The 6,985-nt window shown below is 68.3% G+C and carries 7 protein-coding genes and 1 pseudogene; 4 read left to right on the top strand and 4 right to left on the bottom strand.

Going from position 1 to position 6,985, the window contains the following annotated elements; all coding sequences use genetic code 11:
• Positions 1-168 precede the first annotated feature (168 nt).
• The gene (ggt, locus tag ACQ754_RS16835; protein ID WP_440998206.1) at positions 169-1,902 is read right to left on the bottom strand and encodes a gamma-glutamyltransferase; all 1,734 of its coding nucleotides are present in this window, start codon (positions 1,900-1,902) and stop codon (positions 169-171) included.
• Positions 1,903-1,992: 90 nt separating this feature from the next.
• Here ggt and arfB point away from each other — a divergent pair, with 90 nt between their 5' ends.
• The 3 genes and pseudogenes from arfB to ACQ754_RS16850 all read left to right on the top strand — a co-directional run.
• The gene (gene arfB, locus ACQ754_RS16840) at positions 1,993-2,409 is read left to right on the top strand and encodes an alternative ribosome rescue aminoacyl-tRNA hydrolase ArfB (RefSeq protein WP_440998207.1); all 417 of its coding nucleotides are present in this window, start codon (positions 1,993-1,995) and stop codon (positions 2,407-2,409) included.
• Between the two features lie 50 nt (positions 2,410-2,459).
• Positions 2,460-2,807 (top strand): nucleotidyltransferase family protein, encoded by a 348-nt coding sequence (locus tag ACQ754_RS16845; protein WP_440998208.1) that lies wholly within the window; start codon positions 2,460-2,462, stop codon positions 2,805-2,807.
• A gap of 49 nt (positions 2,808-2,856) precedes the next feature.
• Positions 2,857-2,943: pseudogene (locus tag ACQ754_RS16850) on the top strand (nucleotidyltransferase substrate binding protein); the annotation flags it as partial.
• 246 nt (positions 2,944-3,189) lie between these two features.
• On the opposite strand, the gene ACQ754_RS16855 reads toward ACQ754_RS16850, so the two are convergent.
• From ACQ754_RS16855 to ACQ754_RS16865, 3 genes are read right to left on the bottom strand one after another with little or no spacing between them, the layout of a single operon-like run.
• Positions 3,190-3,597, bottom strand: a complete 408-nt coding sequence (locus ACQ754_RS16855) for a DUF6691 family protein (protein WP_440998209.1) — start codon at positions 3,595-3,597, stop codon at positions 3,190-3,192.
• Positions 3,594-4,031, bottom strand: coding sequence for a YeeE/YedE family protein (locus tag ACQ754_RS16860; protein WP_440998210.1), 438 nt, complete (start codon positions 4,029-4,031; stop codon positions 3,594-3,596). Before ACQ754_RS16860 ends, ACQ754_RS16855 begins: the two co-directional genes overlap by 4 nt.
• Complete coding sequence (locus ACQ754_RS16865) at positions 4,028-4,930, bottom strand: MBL fold metallo-hydrolase (RefSeq protein ID WP_440998211.1); 903 nt, start codon at positions 4,928-4,930, stop codon at positions 4,028-4,030. Before ACQ754_RS16865 ends, ACQ754_RS16860 begins: the two co-directional genes overlap by 4 nt.
• A gap of 116 nt (positions 4,931-5,046) precedes the next feature.
• On the opposite strand from ACQ754_RS16865, the gene ACQ754_RS16870 reads away from it, so the two are divergent.
• Positions 5,047-6,792: a SulP family inorganic anion transporter gene (locus ACQ754_RS16870; protein ID WP_440998212.1), complete on the top strand. Its 1,746-nt coding sequence runs from the start codon at positions 5,047-5,049 to the stop codon at positions 6,790-6,792.
• Positions 6,793-6,985 lie beyond the last annotated feature (193 nt).

Here is a 6,985-nt window from a genome sequence, read left to right on the forward strand (position 1 = left end):
ACCGTCGGACTCTCCCCAGGCCCCCGGCGGACTGCGCTGCGCTCCGTCCGCCCTACCCGTCAGTCGGCCGCCATGCCTTCGTGCGGTAGGGCGGATCCAGGCCGAAGGCCGGAATCCGGCAGCCTCCCGGCGGACCGCGCTGCACGCCGCTCCTCCTCCGCCACCTCCTTACCAGCCCATGGCGGAGGAGGTGGAGCGGCGCGGATCGGCGGCGCCGTGGAAGCGGCCTTCCTCGTCGATGAGCACGGACTGGATGGCCCCCATGGCACGATCTACTCGCACCTCGTGGCCCATCTCCTCGAGCAACCGCACGGTATCCGGGCTGATCCCCTGCTCCACGCGGATGTGATCCGGCAACCACTGGTGATGCACCCGGGGCGCGGCGCCGGCGGACTGGACATTCATCTCATGGTCGACGACGTTAGAGATAACCTGCAGCGTTGTGGTGATAATCCGCGAGCCGCCGGGGCTGCCGGTGACCAGAAAGTTGCGACCGTCCTTCTTCACGATGGTCGGCGACATGGACGAGAGCATCCGTTTGCCCGGCTCGATCTTGTTGGCCTCGCCGCCGATGAGCCCGTATGCGTTGGGCACGCCGGGCTTGGCGGAGAAGTCGTCCATCTCGTTGTTGAGCAGGAACCCGCCCCCGTCCACCACCAGCCCGGAGCCGTAGCTGAAGTTGATGGTGTAGGTGTTGGACACCGCCAGGCCGTCGCTGTCTACGATGGAGAAATGGGTGGTCTCGTTCGATTCATAGGGCCAGGGGTCGCCCGCGTTGATGGCCTCGGCGAGCGTCGCACGGTCCGCGTCGATGGTCGCGCGTAACTCGTCGGCGTAAGCCTTGCTAGTGAGGCCGCCCAACGGCACCTCCACGAAGTCCGTGTCCCCCAGATACTCGGCGCGGTCGGCGTAGGCCCGCTTCATGGCCTCCGCCATGCGGTGGATGCTGCGCGCCGAGTTGTGCCCGGAGCCGGCCATGTCCCAGCCCTCGAGGATGTTGAGGATCTGCACGATATGGGTACCGCCGGAGGATGGCGGGCCCATGGAGTAGACATCGTAGCCCCGATAGGTACCGTGCACCGGCTCCCGGACCACCGGCTCGTAGGCGGCCAGGTCCTCGGCGGTCATCCGCCCGCCGTGCCGCTGAATGGTCTCGACGATGAGCTCGGCGGTTCGGCCCTGATAGAACTCCCGCGGACCGCGCTCGGCGATGCGCCGCAGGGTGGCGGCCAGCGCCGGTTGCCGGAAGATCTCACCCTCGGTGTAGGGGCTGCCGTCCGCCTTGAAGAATTTCTCCCGCGTCGCCGGCCAGCGCTTGAGCCGGTCTGCCGCGTCGCGCAGCCCCTGCTCAAAGCGCGCCGGCACCGCGAAGCCCTCCTCCGCCAGCTCGATGGCCGGCGCCAGGGCCTCGGCCAGGGGAATGCTGCCATAGCGCTCCAGGGCCAGGGCGAAGCCCGCCACGGTACCCGGCACCCCGGAGGCATCGGCGCTGAAGCGCGAGCGCTCCGGGACCACCTCGCCGTCCTCGTCCTGGAACATGGTCTCGGTGGCCGCGGCGGGGGCGGTCTCGCGGTAATCGATAGAGATCACCTCACCGCTCGCCTCGTCGGAGATCAACATGAAACCGCCGCCGCCGATATTCCCGGAGCGCGGCTGGGTCACCGCCAGGGCGAAACCCGCGGTCACCGCCGCGTCCACGGCGTTACCGCCATCGGCGAGCACGTCCCGGGCGACCCGCGAGGCCAGGTGATGGCTCGTGGCCACCATGCCGTTGTCCGCGCTCACCGGCGAGAAGCGCTCGCCCTCGAGGATGGCCCGTTCAGCGGCCGCAAAACCCGCATCGCTGACGAGCAGGCCCACCAACAGGATCAGGGCGGCTGCCCGTGGCATCGTCTTTGTCATCGGACTTCCCAAGGCCTTCGGACGTCTTCGAACCGTACTGGTACCATGAACCGGCCGTCTTGGGATACGGGTAGCCGGGCTGAGGAAGGAATGCTGCGGATCTCCAACAACGTGGCGATACCCGAGGACGAGATCGAGCTGCAGGCGATCCGCGCCCAGGGAGCCGGCGGGCAGAACGTGAACAAGGTGGCCAGTGCCATCCACCTGCGCTTCGATATCCACGCCTCGTCGCTGCCGGCCTCCTACAAGGAGGGGCTGCTAGCCTTGCAGGACCGGCGGATCAGCGGGGATGGCGTGGTGGTGATCAAGGCCCAGCGCTATCGCAGCCAGGAGAAGAACCGCGAGGATGCCCTGGAACGGCTGCAGGAACTTGTCCGAAGCGTAGCGCGGACGGAGAAGCAGCGTGTCCCTACGCGGCCGCCCCGCCGGGCCAAACGCCGTCGCCTGGAGCACAAGGCCCGCCACGGCCACAAGAAGGCGCTGCGCCGGCCACCGCCACGGGAGTAAACGGTCCCCGCGCCGTGGCCATGGCTGTGCTAGCGTACGGAGAACGGTCCATGGACAGGCTCACTATGCAGGAACCGATTCAGAGCGCAGCAGCCTCGTCGACGGCGCGCCGGCGCGTCACCGAGCTCGTCGGCCAGGCGGCCGAGGCGATCCGCGAGGAGCTCGGCCGCGATACCCGCATCATCTGGTTCGGCTCGTGGGTGTCCGGCCACGCCGTGGATCGATCCGACATTGACCTCGCAATCGAGCCAGCGCAACGGCTGGACCCACCCCAGCGGGAACGGTTACGAGAACGGCTCGAGGCGCTGCCGACCCTGTATTCCTTCGATCTGGTGATGCTGCCCGAAGTCGCGTCCCGGCTTCGCGGGGAAATCGAGCGCAACGGCACCGAGGTATGAGCACGGTCGTCGACAGTCTAAAAAGGCCCTGCAACGGCTGCGCGAGGCACTGCAGGCGCCGGAATCCGATCTCGTACGCGATGCCAGTATTCAACGCTTCGAATTCACCTTCGAGCTTGCGTGGAAGGCGGTCAAGGATGAGGCACGGGATCTGGGGCTCGAATGCCGCTCGCCGAAGGCCGGAATCCGCCGGTCGGGATGGCGGACTGCGCTGCGCTCCGTCCGCCCTACGGGCTTGCCGCACGGTGTCGTAGGGCGGATGCAGGCCGAAGGCCGGAATCCGCCGGTCGGGACGGCGGAGTGCGCTGCGCTCCGTCCGCCCTATGGGTTGCCGCACGGTGTCGTAGGGCGGATGCAGGCCGAAGGCCGGAATCCGCCCCGGTCAGCGGGCGAGGTAGCGGTAGGCGAACATCCCGCCGATCAGGCCGATGACGAAGACCACTGGCACCACACTGCCCATGGCCAGGGCGGCGATGCCCGGCCCCGGACAGAAACCGGCGATGCCCCAGCCGATGCCGAAGATGGCGGCGCCGCCGACCAGGCGGGTATCGATGTCCCGTCGGGTCGGAATTTGGAAGCGCTCGGCGAACACCGGCGCCGGCCGCCGTAGCACGAAGCGGAAGCTGATCAACGTGGTGATCACCGCCCCGGCCAGCACGAACACCAGGGTCGGGTCCCAGCGGCCGAAGACGTCCAGAAAACCGAGCACCCGGGCCGGATCGGTCATCTGGGCGATGGCCAGGCCGGCGCCGAAGAGCAGCCCGGCGATGACGCTTACCAGGTAATTCATGACGCCACCCCCAGCACGTGCCGGACGACGAACACGGTGATCACCGCGGTCAGCACGAAGGTGATCACCGCCACCAGCGAACGCGGCGACAGCCGACCGAGGCCGCAGACGCCGTGGCCGCTGGTGCAGCCCCCGCCCAGCCGGGTGCCGAAGCCCACCAGCAGGCCCGCGCCGAGCACCGCCCACAGCGGCAGGCCGCTGTGCAGGGTCGCCCGCGCCGGCCAGGTGACATACATGGCGCCGGCCCCGACGATTAGCCCCGCCAGGAACAGCAACCGCCACCAGCGCTCGCCGCCGCGCTCCTCCATGGCGCCGGCGGCGATGCCGGTGATCCCGGCGATGCGACCGTTGAGCCACAGCAGCAGCGTAGCGGCGAGGCCGATGAGGACCCCGCCCAGCAGGGCGGGGAGCGGGTCAAAAGCGACGATGGTCAAGCGTCACCACCTCCATAGCTCTGGCTGAAGTAATCCGGCCGGTTCAACGGCACCTTGATATAGGATACGTCGTTGCCCTCCGCCGGCGGCAGCTGCCCGGCCCGGATGTTGACCTGCACGGACGGGATGATCAGCCGGGGCAGGTCCAGGGTCCGGTCGCGGGCCTCGCGCCGCTCGACGAACTCCTGCTCGGAGACCCCGTCGCGGACGTGGATGTTCCCTTGCCGCTCGTCGCCAATGGTGGTCTCGTTGCGGTACTCGCGGCCATTGGGGCGGTAGTCGTGGAGCACGAACAGCCGCGTCTCGTCCGGCAACTCATAGAGCCGCATGATGGACTGGTACAGCGTCGAGGCGCTGCCTCCGGGGAAATCGCAGCGGGCGGTGCCGCCATCGGGCATGAACAGGGTATCCCCGCAGAAGGCCGCGTCGCCGATGACGTAGGTCAGGCTGTCCGAGGTGTGGCCCGGCGTGGGGATGGCCTTGGCCTCGATGTTGCCGACCTGGAAGGTCTCGTAGTCCTCGAAGAGGTGGTCGAACTGGGAACCATCGGGCAGGAAGCCGCGCTCGAGGTTGTAGACCTCGCGGAAGTGGTTCTGCACCACGCGGATGCCGGCACCGATGCCGGTGGTGCCGCCGAGCTGGTCACGGATATAGGCACCCGCGGCGAGGTGATCGGCGTGGGCGTGGGTCTCGAGCACCCACTGCACGGTCAGGCCCTGCTCGCGGATGAAGGCGATCATCTCGTCGGCACTGTCGGTGGCCGTCAGGCCGTTGTTCTCGGTGTAGTCGAGCACCGAGTCGATGACCGCGGCCTGCTTGGTTTCCGGGTCCCAGACCACATAGGAGAAGGTGGACGTGGGCTCGTGGAGAAAGTGCTTGACTTCAGGACGGGCGCTCATGGAACACCTCCGTATGGCCGTCTCAAAATGTAATAAGCATATTACCTTCAAATATATTACACTGCCAGGCCAACGTTTCGATCGAGCCCATACACCCAAGCTATGAACCGTCGCCCATGAAACCGCGACTGCCACTGATCGAAAGCCTGCGGGGCTACAACCGGGCCACCTTCTCCGACGACCTCACTGCCGGGATCATCACCGCGATCCTGCTGGTACCCCAGGGTATGGCCTACGCCCTGCTCGCTGGCCTGCCCGCGGAGCAGGGCCTGTACGCCAGCATCATACCGCCGGCGGTTTACGCCCTGTTCGGCACCAGCCGAACGCTGGCGGTGGGTCCGGTAGCGGTGGCCGCGCTAATGGTTGCGGAGGCCCTGTCCTCCTACGCCGGCGACGACCCCCAGCAGTGGATCACCGGCGCCTCCATACTGGCCGCCGAGGTGGCCATCATCCTCGGGGTCGGCGGGATGCTGCGGGCCGGCCGTCTGGTCAGCCTCATCGGCCACCCGGTGCTGTCCGGATTCACCAGCGCCGCCGCGGTGCTCATCATCATCAGCCAGCTGGGCACCATGCTCGGCATCGACGCCCCCCGCGGCGATGCCCTAACGATGCTCGCCGGCCTTGGCGCCGGGCTGGACAACCTCTCCGTCGCTACCCTCACCACCTCGGCGATCGCGGTGATCGCGCTGGTGCTCGCCCGCTCGCCGCTGCAACGGGGGCTGACCCGCCTGGGCCTGGCCCGACGCAGCGCCGCGCTCGCCTCCCGGGCGGCACCACTGGCGGTCGTGATCGTCGCCTCCGCGATCATGGCGGTGGTCACGGGTAAGGGAGGGGCACCGGTGAACGTGGTGGGCGATATCCCCGCCGGCCTGCCTATGCCGGGCCTGGATTTCCTCGCCGCCCCCGGATGGGTGGAGCTCGCCCCCTCGGCGGTGCTTATCGCGCTCATCGGCTACGTGGAGAGCGTCACCGTCGCCAAGGTGCTCGGCGGTCGCCGCCGCGAGCGGGTCGCCGCCAACCAGGAGCTCCTGGCCCTGGGCGCCGCCAACCTGGGCTCGGCGATGGTGGGCACCATGCCGGCGGCCGGGGGGTTCTCCCGCTCGGTGGTGAACTTCGACGCCGGCGCCCGCACCCAGGTGGCGGCGCTGATCACCGCGGCCCTCGTGGCGGTGGTAGCGGCCTTCTTCACCGGCTGGTTCGCCTACCTGCCCAAGGCCGTGCTCGCCGCCATCATCGTGGTGGCGGTGTGGCAGCTCATCGACTTCCGCGGCGCCATCTCGACCTTCCGTTTCGACCGCGGCGATGGTGCCACATTGCTGGCGACCGTGGCCGGAGTCCTCGGCTTCGGCCTGGAGCCCGGCCTGGTGACCGGGATCGCCCTGTCGCTGTTCCTCTACGTCTGGCGCAGCAGCCGACCCCACATTGCCGTGGTCGGCCGCATCCCGGGCACCGAGCACTTCCGTAACATCGACCGCCACGACGTGGTCTGCGACCCCCAGCGGGTCATCATTCGCATCGACGAGAACATCTACTTCGCCAACGCCGACGCGGTGCGCGACTTCGTCCTCGCCGCGGTGGACCATCACCCGCAGGCCGAGGCCCTGGTGCTGGTGATGAGCTCGGTGAGCTACATCGACTCCAGCGGCCTGGAGATGCTGGAGGCGCTGCACGCCGACCTGGAGGCCCAGTCCGTGGACCTTCACCTCGCCGAGGTGAAGGGTCCCGTGGCGGATCAGCTGGGGCAGACGCACTTCTGGGAGGCGGTGGCCCCGGAGCGGGTCCACCTGAGCGTCGCGCAGGCTGTGGACGCTCTGGGCGGGGACCGGGAGGCGCCTTGCCGGCATACCACCGGCGGTGCTTGAGCGATAGTTGTCGCCCGTGGAGCGAATGCAGACCGGAGGGCGGTGGTCGGCGGACTTCGTCCGCCCTACGTGGCCGGGGCGATCTGGGGTGTGGCGGCATAGTCAGGCGGACTTCGTCCGCCCTGATATGGATTGACCTGTCAACGTTTGCGATTCGTTTCTCTTCGTTGTCTCCGGTCTCCTGGTTGTTGGT

The organism is Arhodomonas sp. SL1, assembly GCF_052060015.1.
Classification (GTDB): Bacteria; Pseudomonadota; Gammaproteobacteria; order Nitrococcales; family Nitrococcaceae; genus Arhodomonas.

Coding starts and splice junctions, on each gene's coding strand:
- ACQ754_RS16870 (WP_440998212.1), top strand. CDS start 5,047: ATGAAACCGCGACTGCCACTGATCGAAAGCCTGCGGGGCTACAACCGG.
- ACQ754_RS16845 (WP_440998208.1), top strand. CDS start 2,460: ATGGACAGGCTCACTATGCAGGAACCGATTCAGAGCGCAGCAGCCTCG.
- arfB (WP_440998207.1), top strand. CDS start 1,993: ATGCTGCGGATCTCCAACAACGTGGCGATACCCGAGGACGAGATCGAG.
- ggt (WP_440998206.1), bottom strand. CDS start 1,902: ATGACAAAGACGATGCCACGGGCAGCCGCCCTGATCCTGTTGGTGGGC.
- ACQ754_RS16855 (WP_440998209.1), bottom strand. CDS start 3,597: ATGAATTACCTGGTAAGCGTCATCGCCGGGCTGCTCTTCGGCGCCGGC.
- ACQ754_RS16865 (WP_440998211.1), bottom strand. CDS start 4,930: ATGAGCGCCCGTCCTGAAGTCAAGCACTTTCTCCACGAGCCCACGTCC.